Consider the following 22322-nt stretch of genomic DNA (forward strand, 5'->3'; position numbering starts at 1 on the left):
CGTTCGTTGCCGTTGCTGCTAAACATCCCGCCCTCTCATGCGTTCCCCCACGATGAAATTCTCCATCCCATGCTGTGCCGTCCTCGCGTGCAGTCTTCTCAGTACGTCCTGCGAACGTCTTGGCGAGCGCGAGGCCATCACCGAGTCGCGGGAGATCTCCAGCCACGCCGCGAAGCCGAATATCGACATTCCAAGCGCCACACGCTTCTTTGACGATGCCAAGGAAGAGAAGCCGCAGCGCCCGAGTTTTCGCGAACTGCTCACCTGGACCGTGCCCGAAGGCTGGAGCGAGTCTGCCAAGCCTGATCCAATGGGCATGCGCCTGCTCGATCTGCGCTTTGGGCCCAATCAAGAAGGCGAGTGCTACATTTCATTGATGCCCGGCCCGGCCGGTGGCCTGGAGGCCAATGTGAACCGCTGGCGCACGCAGATGGGCCAGCCTGCCTACACGGCCGATGAAATCGGCAAGCTGCCAAAGAAGCCTTTCTTCAATCGCGATGCCACCTTCGTTGCTTTCGACGGCGACTTCAAAGCTTTCGGCGCCGAGCAAGCGCAATCCGGCTACAGCATGCTCGGTCTCATTCACAGCGCGGAACAAGCCACCATCTTCGTCAAACTCACCGGCCCCAAGGCCCTCGTCGATCAAAACGCCGCGGCGTTTGACGCCTTCTGCCAGTCGATCAAACCGAATACGGCTTTGATGAAGCAAGAGTGATCAAAACTGAGCACTGAGCACTTTCCAACTTCGCCCCATCGTGTCTTCTCCTCCTCAATCCCTCCTCGCGCGAATCTTCGCCTTTCTCACCAGCTTCGGTCTCGCCACGTTCACGCTGACCGGGCTGCTGATCATCACCTTTCTTGGCACGCTGGAGCAGGCGGAGTACGGCTTGGTAGCCAGTCAGGCGCGTTACTTTGAGTCGTTCTTTATTGATCGCATCGACATCGGCTCCTGCTGGCGGGCGCTGGCCTTCAATGGCTACTGGGACATCGGCAACATCACGCTGCCGCTTCACATCGTGCCGGGCGGTTACACGCTGATGGCGATCCTGTTCGTGAACCTGTTCTGCGGCGGTATCGTGCGCATCCGCAAGTCGCCGAAGACCATCGGCGTCATCATCTCGCACTTCGCCATCCTGTTCATGATCGCCGCCGGCGCGGTGAGCTACCACTTTGCCAAGGAAGGCAGCCTGGAACTCGCGGAAGGGAAGACCAGCGATGAGTTTCGCAGCTTCCACGAGCGTGTGATCGAGATCGAGAAGGTGCAAACGGACGACAAAGCGAAGCGCAGTGTGCTCGTGATCGGCGATGACAAGTATCTCGATCTCGACCCCGGCAAAGGCCGCACCTTCACGCATGAAAGCCTGCCGTTTGATCTCATGATCACGAACTGGAAGCAGCATGCGCAGCCGAAACGTGACACCGGCGGCCGAACCGACGCGGTGGACGGCTATTACATCCAGGAAGTCACCACGCTCGACGATGCTGGAGCCGCCTTGCCGGATGAGCAGCTTGCGAGCGCCTGCATCGCCATCGTGAAGGACAAAAAATCCGGTGAGGAGCAGAAGGGCATCCTGTGGGAGTTCGCCGCCGCGCCTTGGACTGTCACGGTGGGTGCTGACAAATTCCTCATCTCACTCGACCACCGCTCCTACAAGCTGCCGTTTGCGGTTCGCCTGGATCAAACCGAGCAGGAAAAGCATCCTGGCACCGAGCGGGCGCGTCGGTTCACCAGCAAGGTCACGAAGATCACCGGCGATCACGAAGAAAAGCGTGTCATCACCATGAACGAGCCGGTGCGCAGCGAGGGCTACGCCGTGTTCCAGCAGACTTTTGATGATGGCACACGCAGCGGCAGCGGCGTGAAGCGCTCCGGCTTCCAGATTGTGGAAAACCCTTCGGATCACTGGCCGCTCATCTCTTGCATCATCGTTGCCGAGGGCTTGCTGCTGCACTTTCTCATGATGCTGGCTCGTTTCATCAAAGTGGAGCCGTGGAAGTTTTCCCTCGGCCTCATTCTCGCCTTCAACGCCGCCTTCGCCCTCGCGATGTGGAAGCTGCTCTAAACTTTCAAACTCGCTGAATGCCATGAAAACTCTCCGCCTCGCCCTTTTCTCGCTGTTCGCGATCAGCGGCTTCGTTGCCGCCGCCGAACTGCCGCCGCTCGATCTTTTCCGCGACAAGGAAGTCGTCGAGACCTTCGCTTCGATTCCTGTGCAGGAGTCCGGGCGTATCAAGCCGCTCGAAAACCTCGCCAGCTACCGCCTGCTGCGCTTCCGCGCCCGTCGCAGCATCTGGCTGACTGACAACGGTGAGATGGACGGCGGCAAACCGCTTGTTGATCCCGCCACGCAGAAGCCGATTACGAAGGAAGGTGACAAACCCGTGAAGCTGAGCGCCACGGAATGGCTGCTCATGAGCTGGTTCCGTCCCGACATCGCCAAAACAGTACCGCTGTTCAAGGTGGACAACTCCTCCGCGATCGAAGAACTCGGGCTGAAAGCCAAGGCGAAACGCGATCAATACACCTTCGCCGAGATCGAGCCGGCGCGTCTGCTGCTCATGGAAAAGATGGGCGAGTATCGCGAAATCCCGGCCAAGAAGCAGACGCCGGAGCAGCGCATGATCGTCCAGCTCGCCGCGAACTTTCTCGACTACGAGATGATCACCGGTCACTTCGATTTCATCCGCTCGCCCGTCGGTGACAAGGCCGACGCATTGCCCGCAGGCATCGATAAACCCGTCCGTCTCTCGAAGAGCCTCAACGCATTGGCGCAAGACATCCGTAAAGGCGATGTGCCGCCGATGCAGAAACCGTGGTTCCGTGAATTCGGCAAAGGTGCGCTCGGTGCGATGATGAGCGGCAATGCCGAGCAGCAACTCCGCCTGTTTCCACCCGCGCCCCAAGCCACTGACGTCTGGCACGGCCCTGGCGAGATCATCTTCGGCACGATCAATGGCGAAAAGGAAGTGGACGCGGAGCAACTTGCCTGGCTGGCGCTGTATGAGGAGGTCTATCTGGCCCTGCCTGATGCCGCGAAGTTCAAAGCCGCGAGCAAGACGCTGCTGACCAAAATCCAAGACGCGGCCAAACTGCGCGGGGAAGGGCAGTTCGTCGCGTTGGAGCGCCATTCGATGAAGGCGGACTACTTTTTCTATGCGCAGTGGATTTTCCTCGTCGGTTTCATCGCCTTGGCGCTGACGTGGGTTTCACCGGGTTCACGCTTCGATAAAATCGCGAAGGTGCTCACCTGGGTCTTGCTCGCGACGGCCACGGGCTATGCCGTGACCGGGGTGGTGATCCGCTGCATCATCATGCAGCGTCCGCCGATCACGACGTTGTATGAGACGATTCTGTTCATTGGCGCGGCCACGGCGCTGTTTGGACTCGTCGCCGAATGGATCACGAAACGTTCCCTTGGTCTGCTGGTAGCGGCGGTGGGGGGCACCGCGTGCATGTTCCTCGCCATCCAGTTTGAGGCTTCCGAAGCCACGGACACTCTCCAGCAGCTCCAGGCCGTGCTCATCACGAACTTCTGGCTCTCGACGCATGTGCCGATGATCAACCTCGGTTACTCCGCGTGCATGGTGGCGGCGTTGCTCTCACAGTTCTATTTCATCCATCGTTTTTGCGGCTACCGGAGCCCGAAGGTGCTTTTTCTCCAGCGTGTCATGGGGGATGCGAGTGCGCGTGACTCGTATGGGCGCTTCCTCACCCGCGTGGCCTATGGTTTCATCGCCACCGGGCTGTTCCTATCACTCGTTGGCACGGTGCTCGGCGGGATTTGGGCGAATTACAGTTGGGGCCGCTTCTGGGGTTGGGACCCGAAGGAAAACGGCGCCTTGATGATCGTGCTGATGTGCCTGGTCATCCTGCACGCGCGCATGGGCGGCTACATTCGTGAGATTGGCATCCACTGCTGCAATCTCATCCTCGGCTGCATCGTGATCTTCTCGTGGTTCGGCGTGAACCAGCTCGGTGTCGGCCTGCATGCCTATGGCTTCACTGATGGCATCTGGCCGAAGATTTACGGCTACTGGCTCAGCCAGGGCGTGCTGCTAGGGTACGGGCTGTTTTTGGCGTGGTGCGGGCGACGTGCGAAAAATCGAGGCGAGAGTGATCTCGCTGCCGCCACAGAAGCGGTCGGAACAGACTGATCAATCCGATTTTTTATACGCGATGATGCCCTGCGCGATGCCTTCGGCGATGCGGGCGCGGAACTCGCCGGTGAGCATGCGCGCACGCTCGCTGGAATTGCTGACGAAGCCGCATTCGACGAGCACCGCAGGGTTTTTCGTCGTGGCGCGGATGACGTGGAAACCGGCACTTTTCACGCCGCGATTCGTCATGCTGGTGCGTTGCACCAAGTAGGCCTGGATGTAGGCGGCCAGCATGTAGCTGGAGGAAAAGTGGTAGTAGGTCTCCGCGCCTGCGCCGCTGCCACCACGGTTGTAGTTGTAGTGAATGCTCACAAAAATGGCATTGCGCGGGCGGTTCCCGGTCGCTGAACGATCCTGCAGCGGGATGAACACATCCCGGCTGCGGGTCATGATGACCTTGAGCCCTTCTTTTTTCAGGAGCTGTTCCACGCGCCGTGCCGTGTCGAGGGCAAGATGCTTTTCATACACATAGCCGATGGCCGCACCCCGATCATGAGCACCGTGGCCAGGATCCAGTATGACGGTGTCGAAGGCGTTTGCAGAGGATGTCAGAGCCAGTGCCGCCGTCGTGATCCACAAAACACCTGTCAGGAGGCGGTTCCAAAAGTGGGGAAGGCGGGTAGATGGCGGCATGTGATTCAGAAGGTGATGATGGGGTGCGCATAACCACCCCGCAAACGCGTGATTCATACAGCAAGCGAAGAAGCAATGAAAGGAGCAAGTGCTTTGCCTGCAAACTCTGGTTGCAGGACACAAAAAAGCCGCCGGATGGTTCGCATCCGGCGGCGCAGGTGATGATCAAATTAACTCATCAAGGATTGCCCAGTGGCGAAGGCGGCAGTCCGCCAGGCTGGCCGAGTGGTGCTGGAGGCGCTCCGGGCAGAGGCTGCCCAAGACCACCAGGAAGGCCGGGTTGTCCGAATGGTGCAGGTGGCAGACCATTTGGGCCTTGAGTACCCTGGCCGACACCTGCACCAAGGATCACATTCAGCACGCGCTGAGGGATCCCTTGGGATGCCTGGGTGAATGTGTCCATGCCGCCCGCCATGACCTTGGGGCCGACGGTGCCTCTTTTGCCATTCAATGCCTCAACGGCGACACTGCCATCATTGCGGCCGATGATGATTTTACCACCAGGCCAGGTGCGGCCCGGCTTGATCTGACCTGCCACATCCGCATTCCACTGTGGAGGCCATCCTGAGGAAACGGGGTTTTCAAACACCATGGGCATGTTGCCCTGCGTGGTGTCAGTCTGCCCGGCCGTCAGCGCCCAGTGGTTTTCACCGGGCGTGAGAGCCATGCCGTAGCCTGGGGCTGTGCCAAGGTTGTTGTCCGGGTTGAAGCCGGCCGGGCAGCCAAAGATCCGTTCGTCCTGTACGATTTGCTCCTGGATCAGGAAGCGGAAGGCATCGTTCGACGTGGCCGCGACACCGCCTGTCATGGAGTTGGTCACCGAGTCAGGGTACTGGCTGTTGTTGTCCTTGGAGAACTGCTTGAGCGAGAGGATGATCTGCTTGCAGTTGTTGACCCCTTTCATTTGGTTGCCTTGTGTCTGAACCATGGTGAAGGCGGGCACGGCCAGGCTCGCGAGAATCGCGATGATCGTGATCACCACCAACAACTCGATCAGAGTGAAGGCGTGGTTTCGTTTCGTTTTCATAGTATGAGTGCGTTTATAGGTTGGTTATGATGTTATGTGGACGGGGACAATTATCCCAATCCGAAGGAATTAGACCCAACCGGGGGCGGAAATGCGAGAAAAAAATCACGCCAGGGCGATCACGCTGACTTTCAGCTCCCCACAAAGCCGCAAAACCTCCACGCGGTCCAAAATCAGCGTCATTCCGGCCTCCACGGCGATCAAATCGACCCCCGCGCCAGCCGCCGTGCGAATCGTCTCCGGTCCCACGACCGGCACGTCGAAGCGCATGTCTTGGTTCGGCTTCGAAACCTTGACCATCGTCGCGCCGCCGCGTCCGAGGGCTCCGCCGCGCTTCACAGCCTCGTTCGTGCCTTCAAAGGCCTCCACGGCCAGCACCGTGCCGTTTTTCACCACCACCGTCTGTCCGATGTCGAGCCGGCTGCTCTCCTTGGCGATCTTGAACCCGTATTCCGCGTCCTCTTGGCGGCGTTTCTTGATCTGCGGCCCGGCCACATGCCCTGCGCCGGGCATGAGGTCTTCGAGGAATGTCGTCGCGGGCAGCAGCGTGATACCGTCCTTCGCCAGCTCGTTCGCGATCCCGCCGAAGAGTGTCTCGGCGTTCCGCTGCTTCAGCTTTGCCAGCATGATGAGCATACGAAGGTCTGGCCTTAGATCGAAGAGGTTCTTCGGTGCGATCTGGCCCACCATCACCGTCTGTGTCACCCCCTGCTTTTTGAAGAACGAAATCATCTTCCCTAGCTGCCCAACGCGGAACCACTCGATCGCATCCACCATGCCCGCGAGCTCCGGCTTCGTCTCATTCGTGAACGCCGCCGCGACGAGCTTCTTCACACCCGCTTTCCGTGCCGCCGCGACGAAGGTCTCCGGATAAATGCCGTTCCCGGCGATGAGGGCGATATTTTCGAAGTTTTGGGTGGTCATCACAATTTAAACTTCTCACACTGCCCCATGAAGACGCGAGGGTTGTCCCAGGCGACGCGTTGGATCATCTCCGTGCTCCAGCCGCGCTGGCGCATGGCTTGCATCGTTTTCGGCACGGCGAGGGGATCGCTGATGCCCCAGTCGCAGGCGCTGTTCATCCAGATGCGCTCCGCGTGGCGGTGCTCCAGCATGTCGATGGCGCGGTTCGGCGTGCATTTGCTCTCGGGATAGAGCGTGATTCCGGCCCAGAAGCCGTGATCGAGCACATGGTCGATGGTGTGCTCCTCGACATGGTCGATGATGACGCGCTCGGGCTTGATCTTGGGGAAGTTTTTCAGCGCATCGACGATCAGGTGCGTGCCCTTGAGCTTGTCTTCCAAATGCGGTGTGTGGATGAGCACGAGCTGGTCGTGGTCCTGCGCCACCTGCACATGCTGCTCGAAGATTTTCAGCTCGTTGCGGCTGTTCTTGTTCAGACCGATCTCGCCGATGCCCAGCACTCCCGGTTTGTTGATGAACTGTGGGATCAGTGCGATGACATCTTCAGCGAGCTTCAAATCCTCCGCTTCCTTCGGATTGATGCACAGCCAGCAGTAGTGCTGGATGCCGAATTTGGCGGCACGTTTCGGCTCGTACTCGGTGATCTGGCGGAAGTAATCATAGAAGCCATCGGCGCTGGCGCGGTCAAAGCCGGCCCAGAAGGCGGGTTCGCAAATGGCCTGGCAACCTGCGAGGGCCATGCGTTCGTAGTCATCCGTGGTGCGGCTGACCATGTGGCCGTGGGGTTCGATGTAGTTCATCGGGGAAGTTTACGATGGTGACGGTTGTTTACGATGGGTGACGGTGGTTGTTGGAACATCAGAGGCTTGGGCAAACCATCGTCAACTACTGTCAACGACTGCAAACCACCGTAAACGGCTATCCTTTAAACGCCCCGATGGCCCCTTGCATCGTGGCTTTGGCAATCGGTTCGGTGCTCGGATCGCTGAAACTGAGGAGCACTTCCTTCGCACGCTGCGGTTTATCTTGAGAGAGCAACGCGATGGCGTTTTTCAGCGCCTGGACGCGGAAATCGCCTTCTTGCCCGGCGCGTTGCACACGGTCGAGGAAGGCGGCGAGGTCGATAAGCTTTGAACGCGAGTCCATGAAGCCGAGATCGACCAGATTGACTTGGGTTGGGGGTGTCCAATCAGGCATGGGGTAAGTTTAGACGGCGCATTCTCGCCCGCAACCGCTGGAATCGTTGCACCCGCGCCGCTCCATGCCATCGTGCCCTCCCATGTCCGATCTCACCCCCGACGAACTGCGCCGCTATGCACGGCACCTTGCGATTCCCGAATTCGGGATTGAGGGGCAGCGCAAGCTGAAGGCCGCGCGGGTGCTCTGCATCGGGGCAGGGGGGCTGGGATCGCCGATCACGATGTATCTCGCGGCGGCGGGTGTCGGCGGACTGGGGCTGGTTGATCCTGATGTGGTCGAGATCACCAATTTGCAGCGCCAGATTCTCTTCGGGCAGAAAGACATCGGTCGCAAAAAGCTCGACGCTGCCCGCGAGCGCCTGCTCGACATCAATCCGCACCTCGACGTGCAGGTTTACCCGGAGCTGTTCACTGCGTCCAACGCCATGCGCATCGCGGCGGACTACGACGTGATCATTGATGGCACGGACAATTTCCCCACGCGCTACCTCAGCAACGACGTGGCCGTCTGGCTGCGCAAACCGAACGTGTATGGCAGCATCCTGCGCTTCGACGGCCAGGTGGGCGTCTTTGCGCCTCATCTCGGCGCACCGTGCTACCGCTGCATGTGCCCGCAACCGCCGCCGCCCGGTTTGGTGCCGTCTTGTGCTGAAGGTGGTGTTCTTGGTGTGCTGCCCGGCCTCATCGGCACGATGCAGGCCTTGGAGGCCATCAAAATCATCACCGGCATCGGCCAGCCATTGCTCGGGAAGCTGCTGCACGTCGATACGCTTAGCATGCGCTTCCGCACGCTCACCCTGCGCCGCGATCCCGACTGCCCTGTCTGCGGTGACAAACCCACCATCACCCAACCCATCGACTACGAAGGCTTCTGCGGCCTTTCCAAAGAGCCCACGACTGCCTCCGATGTTCCCGCCATGACCGTTCACGAACTCAAAGAACTCCGCGATGCCGGAGACAACCATTTCCTCCTCGACGTGCGCGAACCGCACGAGCTGGCCATCAGCCGCATCGATGGTGCCACCTTGATCCCCCTTGGTGAGCTCGAAAACCGTACTGCCGAGCTTCCGCGTGGCAGGCGCATCCTCGTCCACTGCAAAAGTGGCGGACGCAGTGCCCGTGCTGTCAGCAAATTGCGCGAACTCGGCTTCGACGACGTCTGGAACATCTCCGGCGGCATCATTGCGTGGGCGCGTGAGATTGACCCGACAATGGCTGAATACTGATGCACGACGATTCCTGGCTCGAAGACTTCCTCCCGCTGATGCGCTGCCCGGACACGCATCAGCCTCTACGGCGTGCCACGGCGGATGAGTGCGCAAAAAACAATGTCACATCGGCTTTGGCAACGCAGGATGGTTCCCGCATCTTCATCATTGATGAAGGCATCCCGATTCTATTGCCCGGGCAGTGATACGGACGTCTCTTTTCGCAGCGCTGTTGTCAAAATCCTCTCGGCATGAGTGATCGGCATCGAGTAGTGGCCGTCGATGTCTGACCACTCGGTGGTGGCTTCAGGAATCAGGGAGGCGATGCGATCCGTGTAGGTCCAGGCGATGTTGCGGTCCTGTTTGCCGTGCCAGAAGTGAATGGGGAAGTTGATCTGGCTGACCTCGAAGCCCCACTCGCTGAGGTAGATGTCCGCGTCGGCGATGACGCTGCGCGGCCCTCGGTTCAAAGCACCCAGGGTGGCATCCCGCACGACATCGTAGATGCCCGGCAGCAGCAGAACGCGGCGGTCTTCCACACCGAGCAGCTTCATGAGCCAGCGCAGCGGAGCCTTGTTCGGCGATCCTTTGGCGGCCATGCCGCCAAGGCTTAGCACGGTGCCGAGGATCGTCGGGAAGCAACGCCGCAACTGAATCATGAGCCGGTAGAGCCAGAACATGTCGCGATCACCAAGGAATTTCAGCGGTGGCGCTCCGCAGATGATGGAGGCGGAGAGCAGGCGCTTGGGCAGTTTCAAGGCGGTGATGAGAACATAGGGCCCGCCGCCGCTCCAGCCGAGCACATGGTAGTTGTCCGCGCCGACATGCGCAGCGAGCTGCGTCAGTGTGTCCGGCCAGTCGAGCAGCGTGCGCCCGGTTTGGAAATCAGAGAGGCCGATGCCCGGCCGGTCGGGGCAGATGAGGCGGATACGGTTCTTTTTCGCCGGTTCATCAAACAGCGATCCCTGCACATGAGAGGAGGGCCAGCCGTGAAAATAGAACATCACCTCACCACGCGGATCACCGTATTCAGAGTAGCCCAGCTTGAGGCCATTCGAGAGGGTGAAGGTGTGTTCAGGCATGCGGGCGCGGAGTGTGGCGTTTCAAGCTGTTCCTTCAAGCGTCTTTTCCCCCAGCAGCGGGCTGCTTTGCGGCACACGGTCGCGGCGCAGGCCGAACTGCTTCACGGCTTTTTCCTGAAGGTGAGCCACCGCCTCGTCCACGGAGTCGGTCCATTTGATCAAGTCGAGGTCCTCCGGGCTGATCGTGGCTCCTTTGAGCATGTGCTCCATGAACTGGCGCATCTCCGGCCAGAAATCACTGCCCATGATGACGATGGGGAAGCTTTTCAGCTTCTTCGTCTGGATGAGCGTGAGAGCCTCGAACATCTCGTCCATCGTGCCGAAGCCGCCGGGCATGATGATGAAGCCGTAGCTGTATTTGATGAGCAGCGTTTTTCGCACGAAGAAATGTTCCATCGTCACCCAGCGGTCGAGATAAGGATTGTGGCTTTGTTCAAAGGGCAGCCGGATGTTGCAGCCGATGCTGCGCCCACCAGCATCTTTTGCGCCACGATTCGCCGCTTCCATGATGCCCGGGCCGCCACCGGTCATGACGGTGAAGCCCATCTTTGCAATCGCGGCTCCCATGTCCCGCGCCAGCTTGTAGTAGCGGTGGTTTTCATCGAAACGGGCGGAACCGAACACGGTGATGCAGGGGCCGGCGAAATGCAGTGCTCGGAAGCCGCGCATGAAGTCCTTTGCCACGCTCCAGAGCAGTTGCAGATCGCGCAGGCGTCGGTTGGGGCCACTGAGCAACGCGCGATCTTCGAGTTTGCTGCAGAATTGCTCATCCGCGCGAATTTCCGCCGGCGAGACATGGGTGACGGGAGTGACGGGGGCGCTGGTCATCGCAGTTCCGGATTCGGGTTCCCGGTCAAGGAGAGTGGGAGCAGGCATGGTGGGTTGGATAACTTGGAATGCGGCAGATTAGCTTTTGTTCACTGCGGGAGCCGATTTCTGCAAGCGGGCATCTGCATGAAAAAGCCCGCAGGCTCGGGAGCGAACCTGTGGGCGTGGTGATTCAAAAATCCTGCGTGAATCAGGAAGCTTGGGCGGGTTCTTCCTCGGATTGCGAGTCGGAGTCGTCGCCGCGGGTGTTGGGCTTCGCACCGCTGAGTTGCAGCGGACGGCCCATGAAATCCTTGCCGCTGAGTTCCTGGACGGCACGGCGTGCTTCTTCGACGCTGCCCATGGTCACAAAGGCGAAGCCCTTGGAGCGCTGGGTGCGGCTGTTGACCACGACCTCGGCGTTGCGCACGTTGCCGACACCGTTGAACAGCTCGAAGAGGTCGCTTTCGGTCGCATCATACGACAGGTTGCCGACGTAGAGGCGGTCGGTGGTGATGTCCGCCGGATTCACCGGAGCGGGAGCTTCACGGCGCGGACGCGGTTCACGCTGCGGGCGAGGAGCGTCGTTGGTGGAGCGTGGGGCGGAACTGCCGCTGCGGTCTGCCTGGGGGCGGCTCTTGGGCTTGGATTTGCCGAGCAGGCCAAAGCTGATGATGCTCAGGAATTTCTGAAAACCGGAAGGAGCGGCGTTGCGGCCTTCACGGCCACCTTCACGGGTGGGACGAGGGCCTTCCGGGCGTGGGCCACGGGGGCGGTTGCGGTTGCGATTGCGGCGATTGTTGCCGTTGCCGTTGCCGTTGCGATTGGGATAGTCGGACATGGGTTGCGTTAGCGTAGGGGTGGGTTGCGTGTTTGGGCAGGGCCGGGGTGCTGGAGTGGGCGGCGGGCGGGAACGGGCGGCTTGCCTCTTCCACGGGTCCGCGGCACGCGGCGGACCGCACTGGCGGTCTGCCACAGCACCACCACGGGCTGCTGCTGTTTTCAAAGCCGGGCCACAGTGGCCCTGCCGGCTCAAAAGGCACACCAGCGGGCGCTTGCAGCACGCAGGGGGTCACTTTCGGGCGTTCCGTCCGCTGGAACGGCTCCTTCAGCGCAGTCTGGGGTCGAAGATGGCGCATCGGGATTTCGCGTTGTAAGGGACGGGCTTCGGAGCGCTGGATGAATCGCTCTGAAAACAGCGGACGAATTCTAAACAGCGCAGGGGGGTGGTCAACCGCGAATCCCGGACGCGCTGCTTGCCCTCAGCAGCCTTCGCGGCATCATGCGTGCATGATCAAACCCGTCCTCTATGTCAAAACCGGCTGCCCGTGGTGCGAGGAGGTTCTCGAATACCTCGACGCCCGCCGCATCGCCTATGAAAAAATCACCGTCAGCGGCAATCGCGACGCCATGCAGGCCATGATCGACCTCAGCGGCCAGAGCAAAGCGCCCACCATGGACTGGGACGGTGAAGTCCTCGCCGATTTCGGCGTCGATGAACTAGTCCCCTTCCTGCGCAAAAAAGGCGTCGCTGTTTGACGCTATAATCGTTCACTGTTTCCTCGTTTCTATTTCATCTTCCCCTTTCCCGCATGACCACATCTGACCCACATCGCATCACCAAAGCCTTCCTGCTGCCGCTTCTTCTGGTGCTTGCCGCCTCAGCCTTTCGTTTCGCGAAGCTGAAAGGGCTCGTGACCATCGACTTCCTGGAAAACTTCAGTCCTTGGATGGCTCTGGCTTTCACCGGCACGCTGGTTTTCCCCAAGCGCGTTTCCTTCCTGCTCATCCCGCTTCTGCTGGTGGTCATCGGCATCAGTGCCACGGGGATCAAAGACGTGATGCATTGGGAGGCGGTGGCGGTGTACGGCTGCTTTGGTCTCGCCGCGTGGCTGGCGGCTCGCTCTCGCGGTCAGATGGGTCTGGTTTCCAGTCTGCTGAGCGTTGTGGGCTGCTCGCTGGCCTTCTTCATAATCACCAACACCGTTTCCTGGATGGCCGATCCCGTTTACGCGAAATCCCTCGCTGGCTGGCTCCAGGCGCTGACCACCGGCACGCCCGGCCTGCCGCCCACGACCTGGTTCCTGCGCCAGTCGCTCATCAGTGACCTCGTCTTCTCCTGCCTGCTGCTGGCCGCCTACAACACCGAGGCGTCCTTGCGCCGCCGGCAGGCCATTCCGTTCCTTCGCGCCGCCGCTGTATGAAGAAGTTTTTGCTCCTTGCACTGCTGGCGGCGGGCGCCCGTGCTGAAACGCTGCATCTTTACACCTGGGCCGATTACATCAGCCCCGACGTGGTGAAGCAGTTCGAAAAACAGCACGTCTGCAAGGTGGTCATCGACACCTTCGACTCGAACGAAGGCATGTATGCAAAGCTCAAGGCGGGGGCTTCAGGCTACGACATCATCGTTCCCACCGCCTACATGATTCAGGTCATGCATGCTCAGGGCATGCTGCAGGATCTCGACCACACCCTGCTGCCGAACCTCAAACACATCGATCCCTCCCTGCTTGCCAGGCTGCCGGACAAAGCCATGCAGCACAGCGTGCCCTACACGCTCGGCTATGCGGTCGTTGCTGTGCGCAAGGACAAGCTCAAGGACGCAGAAGCCTCATGGGCGCTCTTCGATCGCGCAGCACTAGCCGGACGAGTCACGTTGCTCGATGACATGCGCGAAAGCATCGGCGCGGCGCTCAAATTTCTCGGCCATAGCATCAACACGCGCGATGAGGCCCAGCTCGCCGCCGCACGTGACGTGCTCATCCGCTGGAAGAAAAACATCGCCCGCTTCGACAACGAAGGTTACAAGGCCGGCATCGACTCCGCCGAATTTCTCCTCGTTCATGGCTACAGCGGCGATCTGTTCCAGGTGCAGAGCGAGAACCCCAAAGTGGACATCCTCATCCCACGCGAAGGCGTCACCATCAGTTGCGATGAAATGGTCATTCCGAAAGGCGCCAAACAGTCCGCTCTCGCCCATGCTCTGATCAATCACCTCCTCGATCCCGCCGTGGCCGCCGAAAACATGGAGTGGATGGGCTATCTCTGCCCCAACCTCGAAGCGCTGAAAAAAGTCAGCCCTGAGTTCCTGCAAAACCCCGCCATCCGCATTCCCGAGGACGTGAAGGCGAAAAGCGAGGTCATTGAAGATCTCGGACCCGATCTCGCGAAATACACCAAGGTGTGGGATGTCGTCAAAGCCGCGCGCTAGCTGTCACGCACGTAGTGCGACCCCCATCAATCGCCGCCGCAGCATCTCCAGCGCTGCTTGCGAAGTCAGTAATTTGAAACGATCCCGCGCACCGGGAGAAAAGCGCTTCTGTGCCCAGGTCTCGGCATTCCTGGATGCTAGCGCGATCCACACCGTGCCCACCGGCTTTTCCGGTGTGCCGCCCGTCGGTCCGGCGATGCCGGTCACGGAGATGGCATGATCCGCTCCGCTTTTTTTCAACGCGCCTTCCGCCATGGCACACGCCACTTCTTCGCTCACCGCTCCGTGCGTTTCGATCAACTCCGCCGGCACGCCGAGGTGTTGTTGCTTCGCCTCATTCGCATACGTCACCCAGCCGTGGCCAAACACGCGCGAAGAGCCGCTCACATCGGTGACACGGCTCGCAATCGTGCCGCCGGTGCAGGATTCTGCGGTGGCAAGCCATTCACCGCGCTCCGTGAGCAGTTGCACGATCACTTCTTCAATAATCCGCCGGTCCTCAGAGACAATGCAATCACCCAAGGCGGCCCGCACGATGACTGCTGCCTCATCCACCGCCGATTGCGACCCGGCCAGACGTACATCCACATCGCCATTGCGAATGCAGTAGCCGAGATCGAGCCCCGTGATCGCCTCCAACTGCTTTTCGACTGCCTCGACGATGTCCGATTCGCCCACTCCGGTGATTTTGAGATACAGCACACGCCGCGAGCCGCCATCCGGCAGCCATTCGCGCAGGCGTGTCTCGACTTCATTCTCCACCATCGGCTTCAGCTCACGCGGCGGCCCCGGCAGTAGGAAGATGTGTGTGTTCCAGCCCAGTGGCGCACCCAGTTCCGCCGGGAAATACAATCCTGGGGCCGTGCCAAACAGATTCGGCATCACGACGGCACCACGCGGCACCATCGCCTGTCGTTTCGTCGCCTCACTCACTGGTTTGCTGCGTTTAGCAAAGTACTCGTTCAGATGCTGCATCACGCCGTCATTCAGTTCCATCTCCAGACTCAGCAACTCGGCGGTCGATTCACGTGTGAGGTCATCATTGGTGGGTCCTAGGCCGCCGGAGACGAGCACCACATCCGAACGCTGCGCCGCCTCCGCGATCGCCACGCGAATCACCGCGCCGTCCGGTACGATCGTCTGCCGCGTCACCTGAATCCCCAGCGCCGCCAGCCGCTGGCCAATCCAGGCTGCGTTGGTGTTGATGGTGTCTCCGAGGAGGAGTTCCGTGCCGGTGTTGACGAGTTCGACTTTCATGCGCGTTTCTTTACGCGCATGGAGGCATTTCGATCAACGCTTCTTTCGCTTCGGCTTGCAACTCATCTCCGAAACGATCCCGTCCAGCACAGCCAGACCAAAGGAGATCTTTTTGAAGAACGACACGTTGTGTGGCACCAGCATGAATTTTGGATGCCGCGACCACAGCCTGCGGAGTTTGCTATCGAGTTCCACAGCCTTTTCCATCGACTCGTTGCGGATGGGATTGCCACCTTCGATGTCCATGCCGCCGACCGCGGCACTCTCAAAAAATATAACCGCGTCATAGCGTGCCAGCTCGTACTCCAGCGTGCTGCCCATCTCAGCGAAAAAATGGTGCGGCTCGCCCGGCCAGTAGGCCGCGCCGTCCACCGTGCCACGGTCACAGAGCAGCACGCGATCAGGGTACAGCGCGGCCTGCACGTCCTCCAGATTGCGCTGCACCTCGTAGATGGCACGCTGCGCCGCATGGATGGCCTGTGGCTCGGAGGAGCGCGGAAACCCACCGCTGAAGACCATCGTGGCCGCCTCCGGCACCAGCACGACTTTCTCGCCGATCTCGCGGCGGAACAAATCGGCCGCCGTGGTCTTGCCGCCACCGGGGCCCCCGGTCAAAACGATGCGGCAGTGGCCATTCCGATGAGTGGGGTGTTTGCGTTTCATCAGGGAGATACTCGCCACACGCCTTACCCCGCGTCAAGCGGTGGCCCAACTTTGCACAAACTCGGCATAGCCTGTTTTCATCACGTCGTTATGCTTGGCCCATGATCATTCGCTTCCTTCCTGCGCTCTTCGTCGTCACCGCCTGCTCGCTGGTTCCTGCCAGCAAGGGCGGGCGCGAGCAATACTTCCTCACTCAGGTCAAACCTGTGCTCCAGCAGCACTGCGTCGCCTGCCACAACGGAACCCTGCCGCCGCCCTCGCTCAATCTCTCAAGCAAAACCGCCGCCTTCACACGCAGCGCCAGCGGACGCGACTACATCCTGCCCGGCGACCCCGATTGCAGTTTGCTTATCAGCGCCGTGCAACGCGGCGGCACTCATCCCAAAATGATGCCCCGCACCGAAGTCAGCCTCACCGAGGATCAGATCGGCATGCTGCGTGAATGGATCGAAGACGGCGCGTATTGGCCCGAAGGAGAAAGTGGAACACTTCGTGCGCAAAAGAGCCGCGAGAATCCGTGAGCGCACAAAAATACCGCGACTCGCCGCAAAGCGCGTAGCAGCGTGATTCCAGCGCGTGCATCATCGTTGCATGGGCAAAGAATTCAGCATCACACCACAGACGGTTCCGCACGTCGAAACGAAACATCGCCGCATCTGCACGCCGCTGCCGCATCCTGACTCCGTCGCCACGTTGGAGAAGCTGCGGCACTTTGAACCGCAGTCCATGCGCGGCATGCCGCCCATCGTTTGGGACAAGGCGCAGGACATCTACATCTTCGACAAATACGGCAACCAGTGGCTCGACTGGAGCAGCGGCGTGCTCGTGACCAATGCCGGCCACGCCGCGCCGGAGATTTGCAAAGCGATGATCGACCAGATCAACAGCGGCCTCATTCACAACTACGTCTTCCCCAGCGAGGAACGCGCCGAAGCCGTCGAACTGCTCGCCTCGGTTGCGCCGGAAGGTTTGAAGAAGGTCTTCCTGCTCAGCACCGGCAGCGAGGCCACGGAGTGCGCGATCAAATTGAGCCGCGCGCATGGCATCAAGGTCGGTGGCAAAGCGAAGATCGGTATTGTCGGCTTCACGCGTGGCTTCCATGGCCGCACGCTCGCCAGCCAGCAGGCGGGCGGCATGGCGGGGCAGAAGGCGTGGATTGTCAATGAAGATCCGGCCATCATCAACGCGCCGTTCCCCGATGGTTATTGGACGACGGACACGAGCTTCGACACTTTCCTCAAAACCATCGCCGATCGCGGCCTCACCGCCGACAACATCGCCGGGGTCATCATCGAGAGCTATCAGGGCGTCGGCCCTGACTTCGCGCCGGTCGAGTACGTGCAGAAACTCCGCGCCTGGTGCGATGCACATAATGTCGTGCTCACCTTTGACGAAGTGCAGGCCGGTTTTGGCCGCACCGGCAAGTTCTGGGCCTTCGAGCACTATGGTGTCTCGCCCGACATCATCTGCTGCGGCAAAGGCATCAGCAGCGGCATGCCGATCTCGGCGGTGCTTGGCCGCGAGCACATCATGGACCAGTTCCCGCCCGGCAGCATGACCAGCACGCACACCGGCAATCCCATCTGCTGCGCCGCTGTCGTCGCCAACATCCGCAAACTGCTCGACGAAGACCTCACCGGCAATGCCGCCCGTCTCGGCCCCATCCTGTATGCTCGCTGCAAAGCCATCCAGGCCCGCCATCCGAAAGTCTTCGGCAACGTCACCGGCACCGGTCTCGTCGCTGGAATGCAGACCATCAAACCTGGCACCAAAGACCCGGATCACGATCTGGCGCATCGCATCATCGAGCTGTGCTACCAGCGAGGCCTGCTGCTCTTTGCCCCCGTCGGTGCCTGGGGCCAGACCGTCAAAATCTGCCCGCCGCTGACTGTCACGAAAGAGGCCCTCGAAGAAGCGTGCGATGTGCTAGACACGGCGGTGGATGATGCCATTCGAGAAAGATAAGCCCCATACGCCGTATGTGTTTCATGCGTCACACACGTCGTCATCTCTCACTGTTGCTTGTCGCGGCCTTTCCAGCCGCAGCCGCACCGCTGACCTTTGAAAAGGACGTGCGCCCGATCCTGAAGGCGCACTGTTTTCAGTGCCACGGCGAGGAAGGGGTGACGAAGAGTGGTCTCGATGTGCGGTTGGCGCGATTCATCCTCAAAGGCGGCAAAAGTGGACCCGCTGTCGTTCCCGGCAATGCGGAGACGAGTCATCTCATCGAACTCGTGAAGGCAGGCGAGATGCCGAAGGACAAAGCGAAGCTCAAGGATCGTGACATTGCCACGCTCGAAGCCTGGGTCGCGCAAGGAGCCAAGACCGCACGCCCCGAGCCGGAAAAGCTCGGGCCTGAGCATGCTTTCACGGATGAGGAACGGGCGTGGTGGTCGTTGCAGCCGCTTCAGGCGGTCAAACCGCCGCAAAGAGCAAAGAGCGAAGGGCAAAGGGGTTCTGACTCTCTGCCCTCTGCCCTTGGCTCTTCGCTTAGTTCCATCGACGCCTTCATTGCCGCCAAGTTCACGGAAAAAGGACTCTCGTTCTCGCCTGAAGCCGATCCCGTCACGTTCATCCGTCGTGCGAGCTTTGATTTGATCGGCCTGCCGCCCGCTCCTGCTGAAGTCGATGCCTTTGTCGCCGCTTACATCAAGAATCCAGCCTCCAGCATCGAGAATCTGATCGATCGCCTTCTTGCCAGTCCGCACTACGGCGAACGCTGGGGTCGCCACTGGCTGGATGCCGCCGGTTATGCGGACAGTGAAGGATTTGGCGAGAAGGATCTGGAGCGCAAATGGGCATGGAAGTATCGCGACTACGTCATCAACGCGCTCAACAAGGACAAGCCCTTCGATCAGTTCGTGCGCGAGCAGCTTGCGGGCGATGAGATGATGCCGAAGCCCTTCGATAAACTCTCGGCGGACTCGATTGAAATGCTCACCGCCACTGGCTTCCTGCGCATGTCGCCGAATGGCACGGCGGAGAAGAATGATCCTGAGACGCAGAACGCGAACATCGCCGACACGATCAAGATGGTCGGCACCTCTCTCTATGGCCTGACCATCGGCTGCGCCCAGTGCCACGATCATCGTTATGATCCAATCTCACAGGCGGATTACTACCGGCTGCGGGCCGTGTTTGAGCCTGGCTTTGACACGAAAGCGTGGCGCAATCCCGCCAACCGGCTCGTTTCGCTGCTCACGGATGCGCAGGCCGTCGAGGCCGCCAAGATCGAGGCCGAGGCCAAAAAAATCGATGTCGCACGGCTGGCGAAGACGGAGGAGTTCATCACCGAGGTTTTGGAAAAGGAACTGGCGAAGGCCCCTGAGCAAGATCGTGACGCCCTGCGCACCGCTTATCGCACCGAGGTGAAAAAACGCACGGCCGATCAGACGAAGCTGCTCAAAGCCTGGCCGCGTGTGAACCAGCTCAGCGCCGGTTCTCTGTATCTCTACGACACGACCAACAAGACCAAGCACGCCGCCACGCTCAAGAAGATGACCGAGGAAGCGACGGCGGTGCGTGACACGAAGCCGAAGGAGGAATTTCTCCATGCTTTCGCCGAAGTGCCGAAGAAGCCGGAACTGGTGCCTGCCACGTTCATCTTCAACCGCGGCCAGCATGATCAGCCGAAGGAAAAAGTCGGCCCCAGTGATCTGACAGTGCTCGCCTCTCACCGGAAGATCGAACTGCCGGAAAAAGATCCGGCGCTGCCCACCACCGGCCGCCGCCTCGCTCTCGCCAATGCGTTGACCGATGGCAAGCACCCGCTGCTGGCCCGCGTGATGGTGAACCGCGTGTGGATGCATCATTTCGGCAAGGGTATCGTCGCCAGCCCCGGCGATTTCGGCCAGCTCGGCAGCATGCCCACGCATCCCGAGCTGCTCGACTGGCTGGCGACGGAGTTCATGCGCAACGGCTGGAGCTTGAAGCAGCTTCATCGCCAGATCATGACCTCGCGCACCTACCGGCAGGCTTCGACGCGTGACGCCACGCGTGACCGCATTGATCCCGACAACGCCTTGCTCAGTCGCATGAACGTGCGTCGCCTGGAGGCGGAAATCCTCCGCGACACGCTGCTCGCCGTGGGTGGCAAATTGAATCCGAAAGTCGGCGGCGCTCCCGTTCCTGTCATGTTCAACGAGGAAGGGCAGGTGGTCATCGGCATCGACACCACCGACACCGCCGGTCGTCCTTCGGGCAAAGTCATCCCGCTCAATGGCGATGAATTCCGCCGCAGCATCTACGTGCAGGCTCGCCGCTCGCGCCAGTTGGAGATGTTCGCCACCTTTGATGCGCCGATCATGGAGCCAAGCTGCGATGTACGCTCCGTCACCACCGTCAGCCCGCAGAGCCTGCTGCTCATGAACAGCTCAATCATGCGTGTGCATGCCCAGCAGTTCTCTCAGCGCGTGCAGACCGAGGGCGGCAAAGAACTGCCCGATCAAATCCGCCTCGCCTGGAAACTCGTGCATGGGAAAGCCCCCTCCGAATCCGACGTGCAGCAGGGTGTCGAGTTCGTGCAGGCGCAGACCGAGTTCTACAAGGCCAATCCCACCCCGCTTGAGGTCCAGCTCGGCGCGCCTTTGAAAACACCCGGCGATCCCGCCTTTCTCGGCCTCACCGCCCTCTGCCATGCGCTGTTGAGCTCGAATGCGCTGCTGTATGTGGATTGAGGGACAACGCTTCGGATCAGGCGACGGCGAGCGGGAGGCGTCGATGACACGACAGAAGCCATACGAGCCGTTGCCTGCATCCGTTTTGTTTGGCGATTCCGGTGGGGTTTGGGTTCATGACGATGTGTCTGTCGGGTGCTGCTTCCGGCGGGGAATGCCAAGGCAGGTTAAGATGATGAACACGATGCCGGAATAAGCGAGCACCAGGACTCCAAGAATGAGTGCAGAAAGCACAGGGGGTGGAAGGCCACGAATGTTCAACGAATGCGCGAGAAAAAAGGCCCACGAATAGGTCACGGCAACCTGACGTGCGATTGGAGTATCGGCTCCTTCCGCGGGAAAGTTGATCGAGAGTGCCCAAGTGACTGCAACGAATAGCGCCAGCAGCAAGATGCCACCTGCGATGCTGAGCAATATCCGCTGCACTTTCATATTATGAGACGCGAGGAAACGCCGAACGTTGTTTAGCCACACTAAATTGTGGGCGAATCGGATACGCCCACAGCTTTTTTTGGTTTTTCGGGGATGGGTTGAGGTGACAAGCCTGCACCCACGAAGGGAATGGACTTGGGATGAATGCGCTGATTCAACCGAAAGAATCGCCGAAGGTCAAGTCGGTGTTCCCGTCTGTCCCCCAGAAAATCATTCGTCATTCGCCATTCGTCATTCATCATTGCCGCATGGCCCAGGCAATCATGAATCCCGAGGAGGTCCGGCGCTTTGCGCAGGAACTGAAACGCTTCAACACGGACATGCAGCAGCGTGCCTCCGCGCTGCAAAGTCGCTTTTCCTCCCTCGGCGAGACCTGGCAGGATGCGGAGCATGAGAAATTCGCCACGGAGTTCGTCACCACCATGAAGGCCATCAAGAAATTCATGGAGATGTCCGAGCAGCACACGCCCTTCCTGCTCCGCAAAGCCCAACGCATCGAGGACTACCTGAACCAGCGTTGAAATCATGGCCGACCAAGCCCGCATCTCCAATCTCGACGCCATCGAGGCCTTCCGCTCCGCGCTCATCGTGTTCATCAGCAAGACACGCCAGGCGCTCGACACGGCGCAGGATGCGGTGAAAAAAACGCGCGCGTGGCTGCAGACGGAGCAGCCTGCCTTTTGGGCTTCGCAGATCAGGGCACGGCAGAAGCGGCTCGACCAGGCCAATGCGGAGCTGATGAGCGCGCGCATGTCCGAGTTTGTGGAGACGCCCGCCGCGCAGCAGATGGCCGTGCGCAAGGCCCGCGCCGCATTGGAGGAGGCCCAGGCCAAAATGGACCGCACCAAGCTGTGGGCGCGCGATTACGACCGCACCGTTGATCCGCTCTCGCGCAAGCTCGATTCCCTGCGTGATTTTATCGACAGCGATCTCGTCCTTGCCGTCGCTCACCTCGTTGAGCTGCAAAAGATCATTGAAGCCTACAACGGAGCTCCCGCCCCGGCGGTAAGTTCAGAAACCGCGAACTGAGAACCAAGAACAGCGA

The 22322-nt window shown here is 60.2% G+C and carries 24 protein-coding genes; 13 read left to right on the forward strand and 11 right to left on the reverse strand.

Translation table 11 applies throughout. From position 1 onward, the window contains the following. Positions 1–37: 37 nt before the first annotated feature. From U1A53_RS19790 to ccsA, 3 genes are read left to right on the forward strand one after another with little or no spacing between them, the layout of a single operon-like run. Positions 38–715 (forward strand): hypothetical protein, encoded by a 678-nt coding sequence (locus tag U1A53_RS19790; RefSeq protein ID WP_322283585.1) that lies wholly within the window; start codon positions 38–40, stop codon positions 713–715. 40 nt (positions 716–755) lie between these two features. Further along, the gene (locus tag U1A53_RS19795; protein ID WP_322283586.1) at positions 756–2063 is read left to right on the forward strand and encodes a cytochrome c biogenesis protein ResB; all 1308 of its coding nucleotides are present in this window, start codon (positions 756–758) and stop codon (positions 2061–2063) included. A gap of 22 nt (positions 2064–2085) precedes the next feature. Further along, a complete protein-coding gene (gene ccsA / locus U1A53_RS19800; RefSeq protein ID WP_322283587.1) occupies positions 2086–4155 on the forward strand; it encodes a cytochrome c biogenesis protein CcsA in 2070 nt (689 codons plus the stop codon). Here ccsA and U1A53_RS19805 read toward each other — a convergent pair whose 3' ends face one another. The 5 genes from U1A53_RS19805 to U1A53_RS19825 all read right to left on the reverse strand — a co-directional run bounded on the left by U1A53_RS19805 (position 4156) and on the right by U1A53_RS19825 (position 7939). Then, on the reverse strand, positions 4156–4791 hold the full coding sequence (locus U1A53_RS19805) for an N-acetylmuramoyl-L-alanine amidase (protein WP_322283588.1): 636 nt from the start codon (positions 4789–4791) through the stop codon (positions 4156–4158). It abuts the gene before it with no gap. Positions 4792–4969: 178 nt separating this feature from the next. Further along, positions 4970–5818, reverse strand: a complete 849-nt coding sequence (locus U1A53_RS19810) for a type II secretion system protein (protein WP_322283589.1) — start codon at positions 5816–5818, stop codon at positions 4970–4972. A 105-nt stretch (positions 5819–5923) separates the two neighbouring features. Then, positions 5924–6742 (reverse strand): UDP-2,3-diacylglucosamine diphosphatase LpxI, encoded by an 819-nt coding sequence (gene lpxI / locus U1A53_RS19815; protein ID WP_322283590.1) that lies wholly within the window; start codon positions 6740–6742, stop codon positions 5924–5926. Continuing rightward, positions 6742–7542, reverse strand: a complete 801-nt coding sequence (locus U1A53_RS19820) for a TatD family hydrolase (protein ID WP_322283591.1) — start codon at positions 7540–7542, stop codon at positions 6742–6744. Before U1A53_RS19820 ends, lpxI begins: the two co-directional genes overlap by 1 nt. Positions 7543–7660: 118 nt before the next feature. Continuing rightward, the gene (locus U1A53_RS19825; RefSeq protein WP_322283592.1) at positions 7661–7939 is read right to left on the reverse strand and encodes a hypothetical protein; all 279 of its coding nucleotides are present in this window, start codon (positions 7937–7939) and stop codon (positions 7661–7663) included. Between the two features lie 82 nt (positions 7940–8021). Between U1A53_RS19825 and moeB the strand changes: the two genes are divergently transcribed. Beyond that, positions 8022–9167: a molybdopterin-synthase adenylyltransferase MoeB gene (gene moeB, locus U1A53_RS19830; protein WP_322283593.1), complete on the forward strand. Its 1146-nt coding sequence runs from the start codon at positions 8022–8024 to the stop codon at positions 9165–9167. Then, complete coding sequence (locus U1A53_RS19835; protein ID WP_322283594.1) at positions 9167–9355, forward strand: hypothetical protein; 189 nt, start codon at positions 9167–9169, stop codon at positions 9353–9355. The genes moeB and U1A53_RS19835 overlap by 1 nt, the downstream gene beginning before the upstream one ends. Here the strand turns inward: U1A53_RS19835 and U1A53_RS19840 are convergent. The 3 genes from U1A53_RS19840 to U1A53_RS19850 form a co-directional block, all read right to left on the reverse strand. Continuing rightward, positions 9338–10231: an alpha/beta hydrolase gene (locus tag U1A53_RS19840; protein ID WP_322283595.1), complete on the reverse strand. Its 894-nt coding sequence runs from the start codon at positions 10229–10231 to the stop codon at positions 9338–9340. The genes U1A53_RS19835 and U1A53_RS19840 overlap by 18 nt on opposite strands. A 21-nt stretch (positions 10232–10252) precedes the next feature. Next, a complete protein-coding gene (locus U1A53_RS19845) occupies positions 10253–11107 on the reverse strand; it encodes a TIGR00730 family Rossman fold protein (protein WP_322283596.1) in 855 nt (284 codons plus the stop codon). Positions 11108–11249: 142 nt separating this feature from the next. Further along, positions 11250–11879, reverse strand: coding sequence for a hypothetical protein (locus U1A53_RS19850; protein WP_322283597.1), 630 nt, complete (start codon positions 11877–11879; stop codon positions 11250–11252). Between the two features lie 449 nt (positions 11880–12328). Between U1A53_RS19850 and U1A53_RS19855 the strand changes: the two genes are divergently transcribed. From U1A53_RS19855 to U1A53_RS19865, 3 genes are read left to right on the forward strand one after another with little or no spacing between them, the layout of a single operon-like run. Next, positions 12329–12577: a glutaredoxin family protein gene (locus U1A53_RS19855; protein WP_322283598.1), complete on the forward strand. Its 249-nt coding sequence runs from the start codon at positions 12329–12331 to the stop codon at positions 12575–12577. Between the two features lie 53 nt (positions 12578–12630). Then, positions 12631–13242: a DUF6580 family putative transport protein gene (locus tag U1A53_RS19860; protein WP_322283599.1), complete on the forward strand. Its 612-nt coding sequence runs from the start codon at positions 12631–12633 to the stop codon at positions 13240–13242. Beyond that, the gene (locus U1A53_RS19865) at positions 13239–14249 is read left to right on the forward strand and encodes a spermidine/putrescine ABC transporter substrate-binding protein (protein WP_322283600.1); all 1011 of its coding nucleotides are present in this window, start codon (positions 13239–13241) and stop codon (positions 14247–14249) included. The genes U1A53_RS19860 and U1A53_RS19865 overlap by 4 nt, the downstream gene beginning before the upstream one ends. 3 nt (positions 14250–14252) lie before the next feature. Here the strand turns inward: U1A53_RS19865 and U1A53_RS19870 are convergent, their stop codons facing one another. Both U1A53_RS19870 and U1A53_RS19875 read right to left on the reverse strand, forming a co-directional pair. Beyond that, positions 14253–15506, reverse strand: a complete 1254-nt coding sequence (locus U1A53_RS19870) for a competence/damage-inducible protein A (protein WP_322283601.1) — start codon at positions 15504–15506, stop codon at positions 14253–14255. 33 nt (positions 15507–15539) lie between these two features. Then, positions 15540–16169: an AAA family ATPase gene (locus U1A53_RS19875; RefSeq protein ID WP_322283602.1), complete on the reverse strand. Its 630-nt coding sequence runs from the start codon at positions 16167–16169 to the stop codon at positions 15540–15542. A 101-nt stretch (positions 16170–16270) separates the two neighbouring features. Here U1A53_RS19875 and U1A53_RS19880 point away from each other — a divergent pair, with 101 nt between their 5' ends. The 3 genes from U1A53_RS19880 to U1A53_RS19890 all read left to right on the forward strand — a co-directional run bounded on the left by U1A53_RS19880 (position 16271) and on the right by U1A53_RS19890 (position 20845). Further along, entirely contained in the window at positions 16271–16690 is a 420-nt protein-coding gene (locus U1A53_RS19880) for a c-type cytochrome domain-containing protein (protein WP_322283603.1), read from the forward strand. A gap of 70 nt (positions 16691–16760) precedes the next feature. Next, positions 16761–18134, forward strand: a complete 1374-nt coding sequence (locus U1A53_RS19885; protein ID WP_322283604.1) for an aspartate aminotransferase family protein — start codon at positions 16761–16763, stop codon at positions 18132–18134. Positions 18135–18157: 23 nt separating this feature from the next. Continuing rightward, positions 18158–20845 (forward strand): PSD1 and planctomycete cytochrome C domain-containing protein, encoded by a 2688-nt coding sequence (locus tag U1A53_RS19890; RefSeq protein ID WP_322283605.1) that lies wholly within the window; start codon positions 18158–18160, stop codon positions 20843–20845. Between the two features lie 114 nt (positions 20846–20959). Here the strand turns inward: U1A53_RS19890 and U1A53_RS19895 are convergent, their stop codons facing one another. Then, the gene (locus U1A53_RS19895; protein WP_322283606.1) at positions 20960–21277 is read right to left on the reverse strand and encodes a hypothetical protein; all 318 of its coding nucleotides are present in this window, start codon (positions 21275–21277) and stop codon (positions 20960–20962) included. Positions 21278–21525: 248 nt separating this feature from the next. Here U1A53_RS19895 and U1A53_RS19900 point away from each other — a divergent pair, with 248 nt between their 5' ends. After that, entirely contained in the window at positions 21526–21798 is a 273-nt protein-coding gene (locus U1A53_RS19900) for a WXG100 family type VII secretion target (protein WP_322283607.1), read from the forward strand. A 4-nt stretch (positions 21799–21802) separates the two neighbouring features. Further along, positions 21803–22306: a hypothetical protein gene (locus U1A53_RS19905; protein WP_322283608.1), complete on the forward strand. Its 504-nt coding sequence runs from the start codon at positions 21803–21805 to the stop codon at positions 22304–22306. The last annotated feature ends 16 nt before the right edge of the window (positions 22307–22322 follow it).

Origin of the sequence: Prosthecobacter sp. (assembly GCF_034366625.1) — a bacterium.
Classification (GTDB): domain Bacteria; phylum Verrucomicrobiota; class Verrucomicrobiia; order Verrucomicrobiales; family Verrucomicrobiaceae; genus Prosthecobacter.